Raw genomic sequence first — 18,180 nt, 5'->3', positions numbered from 1 at the left:
CGGTAAACAGCATTGCGTCGGGCAGGCTCAGGCAAAGGCTGCCGGGACCTTTTCACTGACGACCCGACCGGCCTGCATCCGGATCAGTTGGTCGGCGATATCGAAGTAACGATCGTCGTGGGAAATGACGATGATGGTTTTGCCCAGCGCCTTCAGTTCCGGCAGCAGTTCGGTATAGAAAATGCGGCGGAACACCGGATCCTGGTCAGCGGCCCATTCATCGAACACCAGCACCGGGCGTTCTTCCAGCCAGGCGTTGAGCAGCGCCAGGCGTTTGCGTTGGCCGGTGGACAGGTCGGTGGTGCTGAAGGCACCGTCGCGGATGCTGACCTTATGGGCGATTTCCAGGCGTTCCAGGTAGCGGTTGGCATTTTCAGGCACTTGTTGATCGCCCTGGACCAGTTCATCGAACAGGTAGTAATCGGCAAAAATCGTCGTGAACAGTTGGCGATAATCGTCACGTTGAGCCGCCAGCACCGGCTCGCCATCGAGGAGGATGTCGCCGCCCTGGGGGGCATAGAGCCCCAGCAGCAGCTTGATCAGCGTGGTCTTGCCGCCACCGTTCTCGCCGACGATGAACACAATGTCGCCCTGGGCAATGGACAGGTTGACCGGTCCAAGGGCAAAGGCTTGGCTGCCGTCGACCGCCGGGAAGGCGTAATGCACGTCACGCAATTCCAGCTGCTGGATTGTCGGCTTGGCGACGCGCTTGTCATTGAGCAGCAGGTGCGGTTCGGGTGAGGAAAACTGTTCGGCCAGTTCGGCGATGCGCTTGAACGCAATGTTCGCCCGGCTGATCACCGGCAAGGTCATCACCAGGTATTCCAGCGGGCCCTTCATGTACAACAGCACCAGCACGAAACCGCTGAGCACGGCCTTATCGGTGCCCAGCCACAGCGATTGCAGGGCCAGCACCAGGCCGATAACCACAAAAAACAGCATCGAGCCGAAGGTCTTGGCCACCACGAAGGTGTTGACCGAGCGGATATTGGTGTCGCAGATGTAGTCGGCGGTGGCTTCGATGCGCTGGCTGAACATGCGCTGGCGGCGTGGGCGATGGATGCGCAGTTCCTTGGCTCCGGCGGCGATTGCGCTGTAGTGTTTCTGCAGCGCGTCTTCGGCCTCGCGGGCGTCTTCGAAGCCCCGGATGCCGCGGGCCCGGGCCACGTATTGCACCACCGTGCCGATCACCAGAGCCACCAGTAGCAACAAGAACATCGGCAGCGACAGGTAGGCCAGATAACCCAGGCAACCGAGGGTCACGGTGAAGGCGATGGCCAGTGGCGCGAACGAAAACGCGAAACTGCTGACCGTGTTGACGTCGTGGGTCAGCACCGGGATGAGCCGATGGCTGCGAAAGCGCTCGATCTGTTCGATGGGCGCCAGCAGCACTTTCTTGCCGAGGGATTTACGCAGCTCGGCGATGATGTTCTGGCCGACGTGGTTGGTGCCGATGTCGGAAAGAATCGAGGTCAGCAGGGCCGCCGCGCAGAGACCGGCAAACTTCATCAGCATCTGGAACGTGGGCGTGACGGCGGCGTTCAGGGCGTCGTTGATGGTGGCCAGCAGCGCGGTGATGCTCAGGCCGCCCAACATGCCCAAGAGGATGGAGCCTACGACAATCAGCCTGAAGGGTTTGAGCAGGGTGAACAGTTCATTGATCACTCCGCGTGTTGGTTGGCTCATGGAGGTTTCCCTGCTTGATGAAAAGGGCGAAGGCCATCGCGGGTGTTCGCCGGGAGGGCTTTAGGGCGAAGGCACGCTGGATTGGGTTGTGCCCCTCTTTAGAACGATTTGAGAGGAGGGGAATTTATTCTGTGGGAGCAAGGCTTGCCCGCGATGAAGGCGACGCGGTTCCCTGTGAAATCGAGGTGTCTGCATCGCGAGCAAGCTTTGCTCCCACATGGGGCGCCTACATATCCCGCGCCACCCGAAATCCCAGCCAATCGCCCCGTGCATCGGGGTACACCGCGTTGCGATTGCCCGAACGGGAGAACACCGGTGCTTCGCCCCAGTCGTTGCCGCGGATGCGGCGTGCCTTGCAATCACCGCTGAGCCAGGCGCTGCCATCGCTCGGGGCGCCTACATAGTTTTCGTTGTAGCAATCGGCGGTCCACTCGTAGACGTTGCCGTGCATGTCGTACACGCCGAAGGCGTTGGGTGCGAAGCTGCCGGCCGGAGCGGTGAAGTTGTAGCCGTCGGCCGCGCCGTAGGTGTTGGCGTGCTGGGCGATGCTGTAGTCCTTGCCGTCATCGAACGGGAAGGGGAACGGGTCGGCGCTGCCGCCGCGTGCTGCGTATTCGCGCAGGGACTCGCTGACCAGTCGGTACTGTTTACCGGTCTTTTTCGACAACCACGCCACGTAGGCATTGGCCTCGGCGAAATCCATGCACACCGCCGGATGTCGGTCTGTGTACTGCTTGCGCGGGTCACTGCCCTGGTAGTCCGGGATGCCGGCCTTGCAGGCGCGACCGGGACGTTTGTCGCCGTCGGGCATCGTGTAGCCGGTGTCGCGCAGGTAGGCGAACCATTCACCCTTGAGCACCTGGAAACGACTGATCGCCAGCGGCTTGGCGAACGTCACCGGGTGCATCGGGCCTTCGTCGGGCTCGCGTCCCACTTCGTTTTCCAGGGTGCCCATCTGGAAGGTGCCGGTGGGCAGCACGACCATTTCCGGGCAGTCCTTGCAGTCGCGAAAGACCTGGCCCGGTTGCGAGGCCTGGGCGCCGGAGGGCAGCAGGGCGGCGAGGGCCAGTGCCGGGAATAGCTTCAGCGAAAAACTGTTCATCCATCTCTCTCGATAAGTCATGTTCAGAGTGTCTTGCCCAGCAACCCCATGAAGCGATCGATCTCGGCCTCCGTGTTGAGCAGCCCCGGCGCAGTACGGACCACCGGCCCCGCATCGCGATGCACGGCATCGGCGATCACGCGGTTCTTCATCAGGTAGGCGGCCACCTCGTCGCTCTCGCGGCCCTTGACCCGGAAGAAGGTGAAGCCGGCGGACAGGTCTGGGCTCAGCGGCGTGACCAGCTCGATCTGCGGTTGTGCCACCAACTGTTTTTTCAGATAGCTGTTGAGGGCATGGATCCGCGCCTGCACCTCGGCCTTGCCCAGTTGCAGGTGCAACTTGAACGCCTCGTCCGCCGCCCAGCGATGCTCGAAGGCGTGGTAGCCCCCCGGGGTCATGACCGTGGAAAACGCCGTGGCTTCGGAAAAGGTCGGGATGATCGGCGTGACGTACTTGAGCTCTTCGCTGCGGCTGCACACCAGGCCCGTGCCGCGCGGGCCGAACATCCACTTATGGGTGCCGGCGATGAAAAAGTCGCAATTCATCTCGGGGAAACTGAGGTCTTCGACGCCGAAACCGTGCACGCCGTCCACCACATAAATGATTCGCTGCTCATCGCTGCGGCCCTGGTTGTGCTTGTCCACCAGGGCGCCGATCTTGTCGATCGGCAGTTTCACGCCGCTGCCCGAATGCACCCAGGTCATGCCCAGCACCCGGGTTTCGGGGCGGATGTTGCGGTCGATGGCCGTGAGGATTTGTTCGTGGCTGGCGTCGTGGGCGTTCTCGAACAGCTTGATCTTGCGTACCCGTGTTCCGGTCCTTTGGCTGCGCAGGTCGAGAATGGTGTGGGTGGCGTAGTGTTCGTGGGCGGTGCTGAGGATTTCCTGGTCGGCTGCCACATGGACGCCGCCGTAGATCATCGACAGGCCTTCGGTGGTGCTGCCGGTGAGGGCGATCTGCTTGGGCGTCGCTTGCAGGTAGCGGCCGGCCCAGGTGCGGACGTTTTCCTCGCGTTCTTCGGTGACGCCCAGGTCCCAGTCCATCAGCAGCCCCGGGTTTTTATCCAGGGCGGCGCGGTGTGCTTCGATGGCCTCGCGCACCGGGCGCGGGTGGGTGGTGACCAGGAAATTGGAGAAGTGCAGGTAGTCCGGGTCCTGGTTGAACAGCGAGCGCAGTTGCGCCCATTTATTTTTCGGCAGCGGCGGCAGAGGAGCGGCGCTGGCCGTGGGCAGGCTGGCGGCGAGGGGCAGGCCGGCGGCGAGGATCCCGGCCTGCTTCAGGAAAGTGCGACGTTCATTCATGGCTGGACGGTCTTCTGGGTCGAGGCGATGGCGGGGCGGGAGGCTTTCTGGACCTGGTCCCAGACCCGCAGGAAATTGCCGCCCCACAGTTTGGCGATGTCGGCTTCGGAGTAGCCGCGGGTCAGCAGTTCGGCGGTGACGTTGCGGATGTCGCCGACGTTCTCCCAGCCTTTCACACCGCCGCCTTCGTTGAAGTCCGAACTGATGCCGACGTGGTCGATGCCGATCTTGCGCACGGTGTAGTCGATGGCGTCCCCCAGGTCCTTGAGGCTGGCCTTGGGTTCGTCTTCGAGGATGCCGTAGAGCTGGCCGGCGTATTCGCCGAATTTCTGTTCCGGCCAGGCGGCGATGATCGGGTCGCCGGGCATCAGCGCCATCGCCAGGTTGGGCAGTGGCGGCAGGTCGAAACGCTCACGCAGGGCGTTGAGTTTGTCCTGGGTCTTTTGCGTCAGCGGGCGCAGGTACTGGGAGAAGCCGACGATCTGCACCACGCCGCCGCTGGCCTTGATCAGTTGCATTTCCTTGTCGCTGAGGTTGCGTGGAATGTCCACCATCGCCCGTGGCGCCGAATGGGAGGCCACCAGCGGCGTGCGGCTCAGTTGCGCGACTTGCTCCAGGGCCTGGGTCGACATCTGCGACACGTCAATGATCACGCCCAGGTCGTTCAGGCGCGTCACCGCTTGCTTGCCGATATCCGACAGGCCGCCGAGGGCGTCGGGCGAATCGTTGAAGAACGGTAGTGGACGCGAGGAGTCAGCCCAGTCGTTGTTGCCGATGTAGCTGAAGCCGAACATGCGCATGCCCCGCGCTGTCCACAGGTCCAGCAGGTTCAGGTCGTGGCCCAGGGGATAGGCGTTGAGCATGCTGATGAAGATCGCGAACTTGCCTTCGCCGTGCAGGCGGCGGAAATCATCCGGGGTGTAGGCGATGGCGACCTGGTTGGGGAAGTCGCGGACCATGCCGGTGATGATCTTGTAGCGCACTTCCTGCTGGTTGCGCGCTTCCTCGACGAAGCCGGCGGTGGGCTTGTGCGGGGCGTTGGGTCCGTTCCACAACTCCGGCCAGCCGAACACCGTCAGGGCCGCGCCGGACAGGTGGCCGCGGTTGGCTTTGACCAGGTCGAACTGACCCTTGCCGTCCTTGTCGGCTTCGTTGCCAGCGGTGCCGAAATCCAGCGGCACGGTGATGTGGCTGTCGAAGGACAGCAGGCGTTCGTGCAGTTCCCTGGCTTCTTTCATCACCTTGACCGGGTAGCCGGGGTTGTCCCGCCACCAATGGTCCCAAGCCGCGACGCCAGCACCGACGGCCAACGCCAGGGCCAGGGGCAGGCCGATGAAAAGAGCCTTTTTCGAACGAGGTGTTGTCATTGCCGATCTCAGTCAGGTTCGCCTTGGAAGGACAGGCGCGGGGGCCTTTGCTATCTGGGGAGAACGAGTGATCGGCGGGGAAATTTAGGCGTCCTCGGGGCCGCCATCGCGAGCAAGCTTTGCTCCCACAGTGCAATTGCAATGGGTTTCACCTGTGGGAGCAAAGCTTGCTCGCGAGGCGACCTTTCAGCTGACCAGCCTCTGCCGAATGTACTCAGCTCCCCTGTGGGAGCGAGCTTGCTCGCGAAGGCGGCCTTCAAACCCACCCATCTCTTGCGGATGTACTCAGATCCATTGTGGGAGCGAGCCTGCTCGCGATGAGGCCGTAACAGCCCCTATAAATTTGTCAGCCCCCCCATCGTTCTAGCTTGGATAAAGCCCGCTCCAGGGCCGAACACAGGTAAGGCAATGACGATTTCTCGACGATGGTTCATGGCAGGCCTGGCGCTGACCGGTGCCGCCGTGCCTGCGGTGTATTACGGGCATCGCGAACTGACCCGACCGGACCCGAGCATCACCCCCGGCGAGGCCTCGTTCGACGTGGCTGACGTAGCGGGCCAGCGCCGGGCCGATACGTTGCGGGGCATCTGGACGATCCGTTTCACCGGCCGCGACGCCGGCCTTGAAGGCTTGCCCCAGGACGATCTGCAGGTCTTCCTCGATATCGGCCAGAGGGGCCGTGGCCTGGTGGGCTACCTCGACAGCGCCGAACGCTTGCGCGGCGCCGACGAGCCGCGTTATCGGGTGTTGGGCGACCTGGCCGGCACCGACCCGAAGCAACTGAGCTGGCGGCTGATGAGTGCTCGACAGGACGCGCCGGACTATGAATTCACCATGACCCTGGACGAAGTCTGGGCCAGCTTTGGCAATGCCGGCAGCGCCACCCTCAGTGGTCGTGTGTGGCGCCTGGACCGTCCCTTGGCGCTGCCTGAACAGGACAATCATTTCATCGCCCTCAAGCAGCGTTTCCCCGAGGCTCGGGAGCGCACGCCGCTGAGCCCGGCGCTGCTGGCCTGGCTGGTGTCGCCCGAGCATCGGCTGTTCCACCAGCTCTGGCATGCCACCCGGGACAAATGGCACACCCTGGACGAGGACAAGCGCAACGCCCTGCGCGGCATCGGTTGGCAGCCTGGGCCTCGGGATCAGGAGCGTGATGCTCGCGGCAAGCGCAAGGATCGCAACGGCTCGGGCGTGGACTTCTTTTTCATGCACCGGCACATGCTCGGCACGGCGCGTTCGTTCCAGCCGCTGCCGTCGTGGTCGCACTTCCCCTTGCCGCAACCGGAGCTTGAGCGCGATCGCCTTGGGTTCGCCCGCTACCTCGACAACCACGATGGCACGGCCTTGCCGCCGACCTGGCTGGCCAGGGGAGACGAGCAGTACGCCCAGTGGGTCAGCGACATCAAGACCGCCGAGACGTACCACAGCAATTTCCAGGTCTGGGAATCACGCTACCGCGACCCGCGCTACCTGTCGAAGCTGACCCTGGGTCAGTTTGGTTCGGAAGTGGAACTGGGCCTGCACGACTGGCTGCACATGCGCTGGGCTTCGGTGCCACGCGACCCGTCCAACGGCCACCCGGTACCGTTCGCCCGCGACCCGTCGGACTTCGCCCAGCGTTGGTTCGCCCCGGAAAACGACTTTCTCGGCGATCCGTTTTCCTCCCACGTGAACCCGGTGTTCTGGGCCTTCCACGGCTGGATCGACGACCGTATCGAAGACTGGTTCCGTGCCCACGAACGTTTCCACCCAGGGGAAGTGAGCCGGCTTGAAGTCAACGGCGTGCCCTGGTTTGCCCCGGGCCGCTGGGTGGAAATCGCCGACCCTTGGCTAGGCCCGGACACCCACGGTTGCAGCACCACGCCGGGGCTGCAGGTTGGGCGTTCGGTGGAAATGGACCCGGAAACCATGAAACTGGCGCTGCGCATCACCTTCGGCAGCGATGACAAAAAGCTCTCCGAACTGTTCCGCCGCGTGCCGCAGCGGCCGTGGTATGCGCGCAATCTCAAATCCAAACCGGTTTAACCCTTCCTAACTGGATGAACACCATTGACTGATCGTTCCCACGCTCTGCGTGGGAACGCCTCTACGGACGCTCTGCGTTCGGCTCTTTGGGACGCGGAGCGTCCCTGGCTGCATTCCCACGCGGAGCGTGAGGAACGATCTTCACAGCCCCCGCGACCCGATCGTTCCCACGCTCTGCGTGGGAACGCCTCTACGGACGCTCTGCGTTCGGCTCTTTGGGACGCGGAGCGTCCCTGGCTGCATTCCCACGCGGAGCGTGAGGAACGATCTTCACAGCCCCCGCGACCCGATCGTTCCCATGCTCTGCGTGGGAACGATCGAAATGTAAAGGCCTACATGACCTGCCAACCCCCACCCAACGCCTTGTACAACGCCACGCTCGCCTGCACCCGCGCCAATCGCAATTGCACGTTCATGTCCTGGGCGGCGAAGAGGGTGCGTTGGGTTTCCAGTACGGTAAGCAGGTCTTCGGCGCCGGCCTGGTAGCGGCGTTGGGCGATGTCGAAGGCGGTCTGGGCCTGGTGCAGTTCTTCGCTTTGCCACTGCCGTTGGCGGTCCAGGCCGTTGATGCCGTTCAGGGCTTTTTCGACGTCGGCGAAGCCGTTGATGATGGCGGCGCGGTAGAGGTCCAGCAGTTCCTCCTGGCGCGCGATGGTCCTGTCTCGTTCGGCCTTCAGGCGGCCATTGTTGAATATCGGCGCGGCCAGGCCGGCGCCGAGGTTGTAGACGTTGTTGCGCAGCAACTGGTCGGCGATGTCGGCGCCGGTGGCGAGGCTCAGGCCCAGGGTCACGCTGGGCAGCATGGCGGCGCGGGCGACGGTGATGTCGGCCTGGGCGGCGGCGAGGCGGGCTTCGGCGGCGGCGATGTCCGGGCGGCGGCTCAGCAATTGGCTGGGCACGCCAGCGTCGATGGCCGGCCAGTGCAGGCGGTCGAAACTGTCGTCGTCGAGTGTGACCGACTGCACCGGTTGCCCCAGCAGCGTCGCCAGGGTAATCAAGGCTTCGCGGGCCTGTTGCTGCACCTGGGGCAAGCGGCGTTGCTGGGCCGCCACCAGGCTTTTTTGCTGGGACAGTTCCAGGGCAGTGGCGCTGCCGGCGTCGTAGCGGGTCTGCACCAGATCGAGTACGCGTTGGGCGTTGCCCAGGTTCTGTTCGGCGATGCGCTGTTGCTCGCGCAGGGACAAGGCCTGGGTGTAGTTGTTGGCGACGCCGCTGAGCAGGGTCAACTCCACCGTCGCGCGGTCGAACTGGCTGGCCGACAACGTCTTCAACGCACTGTCCCGGGCCGCCCGTTTGCCGCCCCAGAAATCCAGCTCATAAGTGGCACTGAGGTTGGCGTCGTAGTAATCGATGGTGCGGTTGTTCCGATCCACATCCAGCTGGCTGTAGCCCTTGCCGCGCAACAACTGCTGGCGATTGCCGTTGAGCCCGGCCGTGACCGCTGGCAGCAACGGCGCGCCGGCGATCACCGCGCTGGCCTCGGCCTGGCGCACCCGAGCCATGGCAGCGGCGAGGTCGTGGCTGTCCAGGCGCGCTTGCTCGATCAAGCGGTTCAATTGCGGGCTACCGAAGTGCGTCCACCATTGCTGGTTATCCGCTCGTGCGCCGGGCGTATCGAGTTTCTGCCAGGCCGGTGGCGGTTGGAGGCCGCTGTCTGGTGCCGACAAAGGGGTGCCGCAGGCCACCAGTAAAAGACTGGCGGCCAGGAGGGTCAGGTGGACTTTCATAGCGTGGGGTTCATTCACTGGTAAGGGCCGCGACCGGGTCGAGGCGGGCGGCCTTGCGGGCCGGCATGAAACCGAAGACAACGCCGGTGACCAGGGCGCAGCCGAAGGCGCCGAACACCGCCAGCCATTCGAAGGCCACGGCGATATTGCCCAGCAGCAACGCGCCGCCCACCAGCAGGGCCAGGCCGATACCGGCGAGCCCGCCGACCACCGAGAGCATCACCGCTTCGGTGAGAAATTGGCGCAGGATGTCGCGCTGCCGGGCGCCGGTAGCCATGCGGATGCCGATCTCGCGGGTGCGTTCGCGCACGGTCATGAGCATGATGTTCATTACGCCGATGCCACCCACCAACAGTGAAATCGCGGCGATGGCGCCGAGCATCAGCGACAGCGTGCCCTGGGTGCGCGCCTCGGCCTGGATCATCGCGGCGTTGTTGGTCAGTTCGAAATCCTGCTTGCCGTCGTGCAGGCGCAACAGCGTCCGCGAGACGGCTTGCTCGGCCTGCTGGACCTTACCCGCGTCCTTGGCGGCGATCACCACGTACTCGGGATGACGCGTGCCGAACAGCCGCACGCTGGCGGCGGAGTAGGGCACCGCCACACGGTTGTCGGCGTCGGAGTCCCCGGAGCTGGCGCCTTTTTCGGCCAGTACGCCGACCACTTGGAACGGCACGTTCTCGATCAGGATGTAGCGGCCGATGGGATCGGCGACATCCTTGAGCAGTTTCTGCCGGACCCTGTGGCCGATCACCGCCACTGCCGCGGCGCTGCGTTCGTCGGCTTCGCTGAAGTAGCTGCCCTCGGCCACCGGCCAATTGAAGATGGTCGGGAAATTGGTGTCGTTGCCGCCGACATAGCTGGTGTGGTCGAGGTTGCCGAAACGCACGCTGGCGTTGGCACCGTTGACCGGCATGATCCGTTGCACCTCGGGCAGGGCGGCGAGGGCGGCCAGGTCGTACTCGCTGATGATGCCCTTGGCGGCGCGCGGGTTTGGCGCGGTGCCGTTGAGGTAGATGATGTTCGAGCCGAAGGCGCCCATCTGGGCCATGACCTGGCGCTTGCTGCCTTCGCCCACGGCCAGCATGACCACCACCGAGGCCACGCCGATGACGATGCCCAGTAGCGTCAGGGCGGTGCGAAAGCGATTGATCCACATGACCCGCCACGCCGCTTGTACCGCGTCCACCAGCTCACCTTTCCAGGCGCCGTTGTGTTCGCTGCCGGCACTCAGGCGCTGGCGCAGGTCCACGGCTTGCAGTGCCTTTGGGTTGGCTGGCACCTCGCTCGGCAAGGAGCTGGCGCTGTCGCTGATGATCAGTCCGTCGCGGATCTCGATGATGCGCTTGGCCCGGGCCGCCACTTCGCGGTCGTGGGTGATCAGGATCACCACATGGCCCTGGCTCGCCAGCTCGTCGAGCAAGGCCATGACTTCGATGCCGCTCTGGCTGTCGAGGGCGCCGGTGGGTTCGTCGGCGAGGATGATGTGGCCGCCATTCATCAAGGCGCGGGCTATCGACACTCGTTGCTGCTGGCCGCCGGACAATTGATGGGGGCGGTTGCCGGTGCGGCTGGCCAGGCCCAGGCGATCGAGCAGGGCGCTGGCCCGGGCGTGGCGCTCGGCGGCCGAGGTGCCGGCGTAGATGGCCGGCATCTCGACGTTTTCCTGGGCGGTGCCAGAGGGGATCAGGTGATAGCCCTGGAACACGAAACCGAACGCTTCGCGCCGCAACCAGGCCAGTTCATCGTTGCCCAGATTGGCGACGTCTTCGCCGGCGAAACGGTACTCGCCACTGGTGGGGCGGTCGAGGCAGCCGAGGATGTTCATCAAGGTGGATTTGCCGGAGCCGGACGCCCCGACAATCGCCAGGAATTCCCCTGCGTGAATGGCCAAGTCGATGCCGCGCAGCACCTCCACCCGAGGGCTGTCGCCACCGCCGTAGGCCTTGCGAATGTCCCGCAGTTCGATCAGGGGCGTGTTCATTCAGCCTCCGCTGCCGGTAGCCGGGCCGATCAGCACCCGGTCGCCTTCGCTCAGGCCGTCGACAATTTCGGTGCGCAGCCGATCGCTGACGCCAGTGCGAACGGTGCGCGGCTGGACATCGCCATTGTCGGCCAGCACCCGCACCTGGCCGGTGTCCTGCAAGGCGGCGATGGGCACGGTCAGCACGTCGTTGGCTTGGGCGGCGACAAAAAACACCTGGGCGGTCATGTCGGTCATCAGCGCGCGGTCGGCATTGTCGACGTCGAGCAACACGGTGTAGAGCACCACCCGTTCGCTGCCGCTGCGCCCACCGCTGGGGCTGCCGCCCTGGCTGGCTTCCAGCGGACGTGGCGGCACCGGGAGGATCTGGCGAACGGTGCTGCTCCAGCGCCGACTGCCGCCGGCCAGGGTGGTGAAGTAAGCGGTCATGCCCGGTTTGACGTGGCCGATGTCGGCTTCCGAAACTTCGGCCCAGACGGTCATCGGCGACAGGCGCGCGATGCGCAGGATCAACGGGGTTTGCTGCTGGGCGTTGAGGGTCTGGCCTTCCCGGGCACCGACGGCGACCACGGTGCCGCTCATCGGCGCATAGATGCGCGTATAGCCCAATTCAGCCTCGTCGCTGCGCAGGCTGGCCTGGGCCTGGCGGATCTGCGCCTGGAACATGTCGATGCGTGCCTGGGTCGCTCGCACTTCGGCCTGGGCTGTCTGCACGTCTTCCTCGCGGGTGGCGCCGCCGGCCTTGAGTTGCTGCTGGCGGCGGGATTTCTGCTGCGCCAGGTCGTGCTGGGCGCGCTGTTCCTGGAGCTGGGCCTTGAGGTTCTCGATGGAAAAACGCCCGGCGTCGAGCCGGGCTTTTTGTGTGGATGGGTCGATTTCGACCAGCAACTGGCCTTCGCGCACCTCGTCGCCGGCTTCCACATGAATCTTCTGGATCTGCCCGGACGCCTGGGCGCCGACGTCGACATAACGCCGCGGTTGCAGGGTGCCCAGGGCGGTGACGCTGTTTTCTATATCGCCACGGGTGACGGGCGCGGTGACCAGGGGCGCCCGGCTTGGCGCGACCGCTTGCCACGCGGCGAAGGCCACGGCCGGAAGCAGAGCGAAGGTGAGAAGCCAGGCGCGTCGGGTAGGGCGGGGACGTTTCATGCGGGGTTCCGGCCGGTGATATCGGGCCCGTCCCAGGAAGGGCAGGGACGGGAGGCTGTTCTGGTAAACGAGCGTTCCGGGCGGGAATTTACTGGTGTGAAACACTTGTAGGAGCGGGAGCAAGCTCCCTCGCCACAACAGCGGTTCTCGGCGCCACTGCAAATGAATGAATCAGCCCGGATACAAACCAAAGCTTTAAATCTATATGAGAATTACTATAAATTACGCGATTGAATCTGCCACCATCGTGCCATTGCCTGTCCCGGGCATGCCGAGTGGGCACGGATAGCGGTCGCAGCCATTGCGCACGGGAGTCATGTTGGAAAACTACTATCGCGAGCTGGTGTGTTTCCTGAACGCCAGGCTAGGCAACCGCCAGGCGGCCGAGGATGTGGTGCATGACGCCTATGTACGGGTGCTGGAGCGCGCCAGCGACACCCCCATTGAACAGCCCCGGGCGTTCCTCTATCGCACGGCATTGAACCTGGTGATCGACGGGCATCGGCGCAATACCCTGCGCCAGGTCGAATCCCTGGAGGTGCTGGACAGCGAAGAGCGCTTCTTCACCCCGTCGCCCCATTCCAGTCTCGACCACGGCCAGCGCCTGGACATGCTCCAGCGTGCCCTGGCCGAGCTGCCGCCGCTGTGCCGCGAGAGCTTCCTGCTGCGCAAGCTCGAAGGCCTGTCCCACCCGCAAATCGCCGAGCGCCTGGGCATTTCCCGGGCACTGGTGGAAAAACACATCGTCAACGCCATGAAGCACTGCCGCGTTCGCGTGCGGCAGTGGGACGCGCATTAATCTGCCCACGCCGGTCGCCTCGCGGTAAATTTTTTTTCATTGTCCTCGTTCCTCTCAACACACGACTTGTTGGCCCCCTAAACGCTGGGCAGGTCACCCCAGGCTTTTCGCGCCCTGTTGAGGGCTTTTCCAGAGGACACTGGACATGACACAGGCAATTGCATCGCCCATCGTTCACGACTTGATCGGCATCGGTTTCGGCCCCTCGAACCTGGCGCTGGCCATCGCGCTGCAGGAGCGCGGGTCGGTCCAGGGCGAGCTGGACGTGCTGTTCCTCGACAAGCAGGCCGACTACCGCTGGCACGGCAACACCCTGGTGACCCAGAGCGAGTTGCAGATTTCCTTTCTCAAGGACCTGGTGACCCTGCGCAACCCGACCAGCCCGTATTCGTTCGTCAATTACCTCAAGCACCATGGCCGCCTGGTGGACTTCATCAACCTCGGCACCTTCTACCCGTGCCGCATGGAGTTCAATGACTACCTGCGCTGGGTGGCCGGGCATTTCACCGAGCAGAGTCGCTATGGCGAAGAAGTACTGCGCATCGAACCGCTGCTGCACAACCAGCAGGTCGAGGCGCTGCGGGTGATTTCCCGCAATGCCCAGGGCGAAGAATTGGTCCGCAGCAGCCGTGCGCTGGTGGTCAGTGCCGGCGGCACGGCGCGCATCCCCGAGGCATTCAAGGCGTTCAAGGACGACGCGCGGGTGTTCCACCATTCCCAGTACCTGGCGCGTATGGCGAGCCAGCCGTGCGTGAAGGGCCAGCCGATGAACATCGCGATCATCGGCGGTGGGCAGAGCGCGGCGGAGGCCTTCATCGACCTCAACGACAGCTTCCCTTCGGTGCAGGTCGACATGATCCTGCGCGGCTCGGCCCTCAAGCCGGCGGACGACAGCCCGTTCGTCAACGAAGTGTTCTCGCCGGAGTTCACCAACCTGGTGTTCCAGCAACCCCACAGCGAGCGCGAGCGCCTGGTCAACGAGTACCACAACACCAACTATTCGGTGGTGGACATCGACCTGATCGAACGCATCTACGGGATTTTTTATCGCCAGAAAGTCTCCGGCATCGCCCGTCATGCGTTCCGCACTCTCACGACGGTGGAGAAGGCCACGGCCACCGACGCCGGCGTGGAGCTGGCAGTGCGCAACAACGCCACCGGCGAACTGACCGTGCGCCGCTATGACGCCGTGGTGCTGGCCACCGGTTACGAGCGGCAGATGCACCGCACCCTGCTGGAGCCGCTGGCTCAGTACCTGGGGGATTTCGAGGTGGATCGCAACTACAAGCTGATCACCGACGAGCGCTGCAAGGCGGCGATCTACATGCAGGGCTTCTGCCAGGCCAGCCATGGCCTGAGCGACACCTTGCTGTCAATCCTGCCGGTGCGCGCCGATGAAATCGCCGGCTCGCTGTATGAGCACGGGAACAATCGCGGGCAGGCGCGTCCGGTGCGCGATCAGTTGCTCGCCGCCGTATAGGCCCTGTGGGAGCGAGCTTGCTCGCGAAGGCGTAGTGTCAGTCACTTCAATATTGGCTGAACTGACGCCATCGCGAGCAAGCTCGCTCCCACAGGTCATAGGCCTGGCCTTGGGTCACTCGCAGGAAATTCTTCAGAAACTTCCTACACTCACTTCACAGCCTCCTGCTGTTTGAAAGGCTCGGTTCGCTGTTCCCTCGTATTGGCAGTCTGAACCCCTCAGCCGGTCCACCCTGACTGAATGTGCAGTCGACGGTGCGCCGGGCCGACTACGCCAAGCGAAACACCCTGACCAGATGATGCTGCTTCTTCGCACAGGCCTGGTGGCGCTGTTGCTGGGCTCATTGAGTGTGGTGCCACCGGTGGGCGCGGCCCCCGAGGCGCTGCAGGTGCTCGGGCGCTCCAATGTGAGCGATTATTCGGTGTCCCTGGACGATGCCGACTGGACCTGGCTGCGCCAGAAGGGCCCGTTGCAACTGGGCGCCTCGGCGCCGGACTACGCGCCGTTCAGCATCACCGGCAATGGTCGCGACTATGAAGGCCTGACCGCCGACTATGCGCAATTGCTCGGGCAACTCCTGCACGTCAAGGTGCAGGTCCAGCGCTATCCATCCCGTGCCGAATCGCTCCAGGCCCTGCGCGGCGGTGAGATCGACATGCTCGGCACCGCCAACGGCTTCGAAGCCGCCGATCGGGACCTGGCGATGTCCCAGGCCTATGCCGATGACCTGCCCACCCTCGTGGCCCGCATCGACGACAGCCAGGACTTGCCCACCGACCTGGCGGGCAAGCGCGTGGCGATGCTGTATCACTACTTGCCGCCGGAGACGGTCGAGGCGTTTTATCCCGAGGCTTCCTTGCGGTTGTTCCCCTCGACCTTGAGCGCCATCGGTGCCGTGGCGTTTGGTCAGGCCGACGTTTATCTGGGGGATTCGATCAGTTCCAACTACCTGATCAGCAAGAATTACCTGAACAATATTCAACTGGCCGATTTCTCGCGCATGGAAGTGCAGCCGTTCGCCTTCGCGGTCAGTCGCGACAACGCGCGCCTGTTGCGCATCATCAATGCCGCGCTGCAAGCCATTCCCGCCAGCGAACACATGAGCATCCTGCGGCGCTGGAGTGCCGGCGGCGTGAGCCTGCCAGGGCAGCAGGCACTGCATTTCAGCGTCAAGGAGCAGCGCTGGCTGGATGCCCACCCACGGATCAAAGTCGCCGCCAACGAAAACTTCCTGCCGCTGACGTTCTTCGATGAACAGGGCCATTTGCGCGGTATCGGCGCCGATGTGCTGGCGAGGATCAGCTTGCGCACCGGTTTGAAATTCGATGTGCAGCGTGGCGGCTCGGTTGACGATTTGATCGGCCAGATCAAGAGCGGCAAGGCCGATGTCTTGGCGACCGCCATACCCAGCACCGAACTCGAAGACGAGTTGCGCTTTACCCGACCGTACCTGACGAATCCGTTCGTGCTTGTGGTGCCCGCTCGGGCCAAGGGCCCGCTAACCCTGGACCAGATGGCTGGCAAGCGCCTGGCGCTGGTGCGCGGCAGCGTGTTGCGCGAGTTCCTGCTGGAGCAGTTCCCCCGCGTGCAGTTGGTGACGGCACAAAACACCGCCGACGCCATGGCCATGGTCGCCGCCGGCACGGCGGACGCTGCGGTCAATCCGTTGATCAGCGCCCGCTACATGATCTCCCGCCAGTATCGCGACAAGCTGCAGGTCACCAGTACTGTCGGCACCTTGCCCGCGCGCGTTGCGTTGGCGACGAACCGGGGCGCATTGGAGCTTTACTCGATTCTCGACAAGGCGCTGTTGAGCATTTCTCCCGAAGAGATGGACGAGCTGACCAACCGCTGGCGCAGTGAGGTAGTGATCGACGACAGTTACTGGCTGCGCAACCGCACCACGATTCTCCAGGGGTTCACTGTCGCTGCGCTGCTGTTGCTGGTGACCTTGGGCTGGGTCATTTACTTGCGGCGCCTGCTGGAGCAATTGCGCGTCGCCAAGGAAAGCGCCGACGACGCCAATCGGGCCAAGACCACCTTCGTGGCGACCATGAGCCATGAGATCCGCACACCGATGAACGCGGTGATCGGCCTGCTGGAACTGGCCCTGAAAAAAGCCGACCAAGGCGTCGTGGACCGGTTCGCCATCGAGGTCGCGTCGGGGGCCGCCCATGGCATGCTGGACTTGATCGGCGACATCCTCGACATCGCTCGCATTGAGTCGGGCAAGCTGTCGCTGGCGCCGCAACGGGCCAATCTGCACGAATTGACCGAGTCGGTGGCGCGGATTTTCGAGGGCCTGGCCCGGCAGAAACACCTGCGCTTGCAACGGGTGCTGGACGCCGGGGTCAACCGTGACGTGTTGATCGACCCGTTGCGCTTCAAGCAGATCGTCTCGAACCTGTTGAGCAACGCCATCAAGTTCACCGACCAGGGCGAGGTGCGCCTGAGTGTGAGCGGCGAGCCGGACGTTGAACACGGGCGCCTGGGCATTTGCCTGCGAGTCGAGGACACCGGCTGCGGGATTTCGCCTGAGGACCAGCGTCGCCTGTTCAGCCCCTTTACCCAGGCCACCCACACGACCCAGTCGGCCCGCAGCGGTTCCGGGCTGGGGTTGGTCATCAGCCGCACGTTGTGCGAAATGATGGGCGGCACCCTGACGTTGCGCAGCGCGGCGGGGGCGGGCACGCAGGTTGAGATCCTGCTGGACCTGCCCCTGCTCGATGCCTTGCCGACCGCGCCGCCTGTCGAGGCCGAGGCGCTGGTGCCGGGCCGGGCGCTGAGTATCCTGGTGGTCGACGACTACCCGGCCAATCGCTTGTTGCTGTCCCAGCAACTGGGCTACCTGGGCCATCGTGTCCAGGAAGCGCAGAACGGTGTCGAAGGTCTGCACGCCTGGCGCAGCGAGCACTTCGATGTGGTCATCACTGATTGCAACATGCCCTTGATGAGCGGCTATGAACTGGCGCGGGCCATTCGCGACGAAGAGCATGCGCAAAACCTCTCGCCCGGGGTGATCCTGGGGTTCACGGCCAATGCCCAACCTGAGGAAAAGGACCGCTGCGCCGAGGCCGGGATGGACGATTGCCTGTTCAAACCCATCAGTCTTCGGGCGCTCAACGCGTGCCTGGCTTCGGTCACGCCGGACGTGGGGGCGCCTCAGCCCGACGACGGCATCGATTTGACCAGCCTGGAACAACTGACCGGCGGCGACACGACCGCCATCAGGGCACTGCTGGAAGAACTGGTCAGCAGCAATGCCGACGATCTAGCGCGACTGTTGCATCTGTCCAGCCGACAAGACTTGCCGGGCCTGGCGGACCTGGCGCACCGGATCAAGGGTGGAGCGCGGATCGTTCAGGCGCAACGCCTGATCGCCGCCTGCGAAGCGCTGGAAAACGCTTGTCGGGGCGACGACACGTTGTTGCTCGCCCAAGCCGTGGAAGATATTCGCCAAGCCATCGAGCACCTGGCGGAACAACTGAAGACCTAACAAGGGCTTCGTCTGGCTTCATTTTAGGAATAGTCCTACATCGTCTTTCAAAAGCTTCCTCTAGCCT

11 protein-coding genes are annotated in these 18,180 nt (G+C 64.0%); 4 read left to right on the top strand and 7 right to left on the bottom strand.

Features of this window, described 5'->3' with window-relative positions; translation table 11 throughout:
* Window positions 1-27: 27 nt before the first annotated feature.
* The 4 genes from KI235_RS20870 to pvdM all read right to left on the bottom strand — a co-directional run bounded on the left by KI235_RS20870 (window position 28) and on the right by pvdM (window position 5,456).
* Complete coding sequence (locus KI235_RS20870) at window positions 28-1,686, bottom strand: cyclic peptide export ABC transporter (RefSeq protein WP_003203965.1); 1,659 nt, start codon at window positions 1,684-1,686, stop codon at window positions 28-30.
* Window positions 1,687-1,912: 226 nt separating this feature from the next.
* Entirely contained in the window at window positions 1,913-2,788 is an 876-nt protein-coding gene (locus KI235_RS20865) for a formylglycine-generating enzyme family protein (RefSeq protein ID WP_003203963.1), read from the bottom strand.
* Between the two features lie 23 nt (window positions 2,789-2,811).
* Window positions 2,812-4,089: an aminotransferase class V-fold PLP-dependent enzyme gene (locus KI235_RS20860; RefSeq protein WP_038858939.1), complete on the bottom strand. Its 1,278-nt coding sequence runs from the start codon at window positions 4,087-4,089 to the stop codon at window positions 2,812-2,814.
* Entirely contained in the window at window positions 4,086-5,456 is a 1,371-nt protein-coding gene (pvdM, locus tag KI235_RS20855) for a pyoverdine-tailoring dipeptidase-like protein PvdM (RefSeq protein WP_013693933.1), read from the bottom strand. Before pvdM ends, KI235_RS20860 begins: the two co-directional genes overlap by 4 nt.
* Window positions 5,457-5,864: 408 nt before the next feature.
* Between pvdM and KI235_RS20850 the strand changes: the two genes are divergently transcribed.
* The gene (locus KI235_RS20850) at window positions 5,865-7,481 is read left to right on the top strand and encodes a PvdJ/PvdD/PvdP-like protein (RefSeq protein ID WP_212795276.1); all 1,617 of its coding nucleotides are present in this window, start codon (window positions 5,865-5,867) and stop codon (window positions 7,479-7,481) included.
* Between the two features lie 332 nt (window positions 7,482-7,813).
* On the opposite strand, the gene KI235_RS20845 is transcribed toward KI235_RS20850, so the two are convergent.
* The 3 genes from KI235_RS20845 to KI235_RS20835 are packed head-to-tail and all read right to left on the bottom strand — an operon-like array spanning window position 7,814 to window position 12,338.
* On the bottom strand, window positions 7,814-9,208 hold the full coding sequence (locus KI235_RS20845) for an efflux transporter outer membrane subunit (RefSeq protein WP_060614041.1): 1,395 nt from the start codon (window positions 9,206-9,208) through the stop codon (window positions 7,814-7,816).
* 10 nt (window positions 9,209-9,218) lie between these two features.
* A complete protein-coding gene (locus KI235_RS20840; RefSeq protein WP_069971502.1) occupies window positions 9,219-11,189 on the bottom strand; it encodes a MacB family efflux pump subunit in 1,971 nt (656 codons plus the stop codon).
* Window positions 11,190-12,338, bottom strand: a complete 1,149-nt coding sequence (locus tag KI235_RS20835; RefSeq protein ID WP_028236687.1) for an efflux RND transporter periplasmic adaptor subunit — start codon at window positions 12,336-12,338, stop codon at window positions 11,190-11,192.
* 316 nt (window positions 12,339-12,654) lie between these two features.
* On the opposite strand from KI235_RS20835, the gene KI235_RS20830 reads away from it, so the two are divergent.
* The 3 genes from KI235_RS20830 (at window position 12,655) to KI235_RS20820 (ending at window position 18,113) form a co-directional block, all read left to right on the top strand.
* Window positions 12,655-13,137 carry a sigma-70 family RNA polymerase sigma factor gene (locus tag KI235_RS20830; RefSeq protein WP_003203940.1) on the top strand — a complete coding sequence of 161 codons (483 nt, stop codon included), beginning with the start codon at window positions 12,655-12,657 and terminating at the stop codon, window positions 13,135-13,137.
* 145 nt (window positions 13,138-13,282) lie between these two features.
* Window positions 13,283-14,617: a SidA/IucD/PvdA family monooxygenase gene (locus KI235_RS20825; RefSeq protein ID WP_003203939.1), complete on the top strand. Its 1,335-nt coding sequence runs from the start codon at window positions 13,283-13,285 to the stop codon at window positions 14,615-14,617.
* 295 nt (window positions 14,618-14,912) lie between these two features.
* The gene (locus KI235_RS20820; protein ID WP_003203938.1) at window positions 14,913-18,113 is read left to right on the top strand and encodes a transporter substrate-binding domain-containing protein; all 3,201 of its coding nucleotides are present in this window, start codon (window positions 14,913-14,915) and stop codon (window positions 18,111-18,113) included.
* Window positions 18,114-18,180 lie beyond the last annotated feature (67 nt).

The sequence above is a fragment of the Pseudomonas sp. St386 genome, from assembly GCF_018325865.1.
Classification (GTDB): Bacteria; Pseudomonadota; Gammaproteobacteria; order Pseudomonadales; family Pseudomonadaceae; genus Aquipseudomonas; species Aquipseudomonas brassicacearum.
Note: the sequence above shows the minus strand (reverse complement) of the source record. Positions and strands in the feature narration are given on the sequence as shown.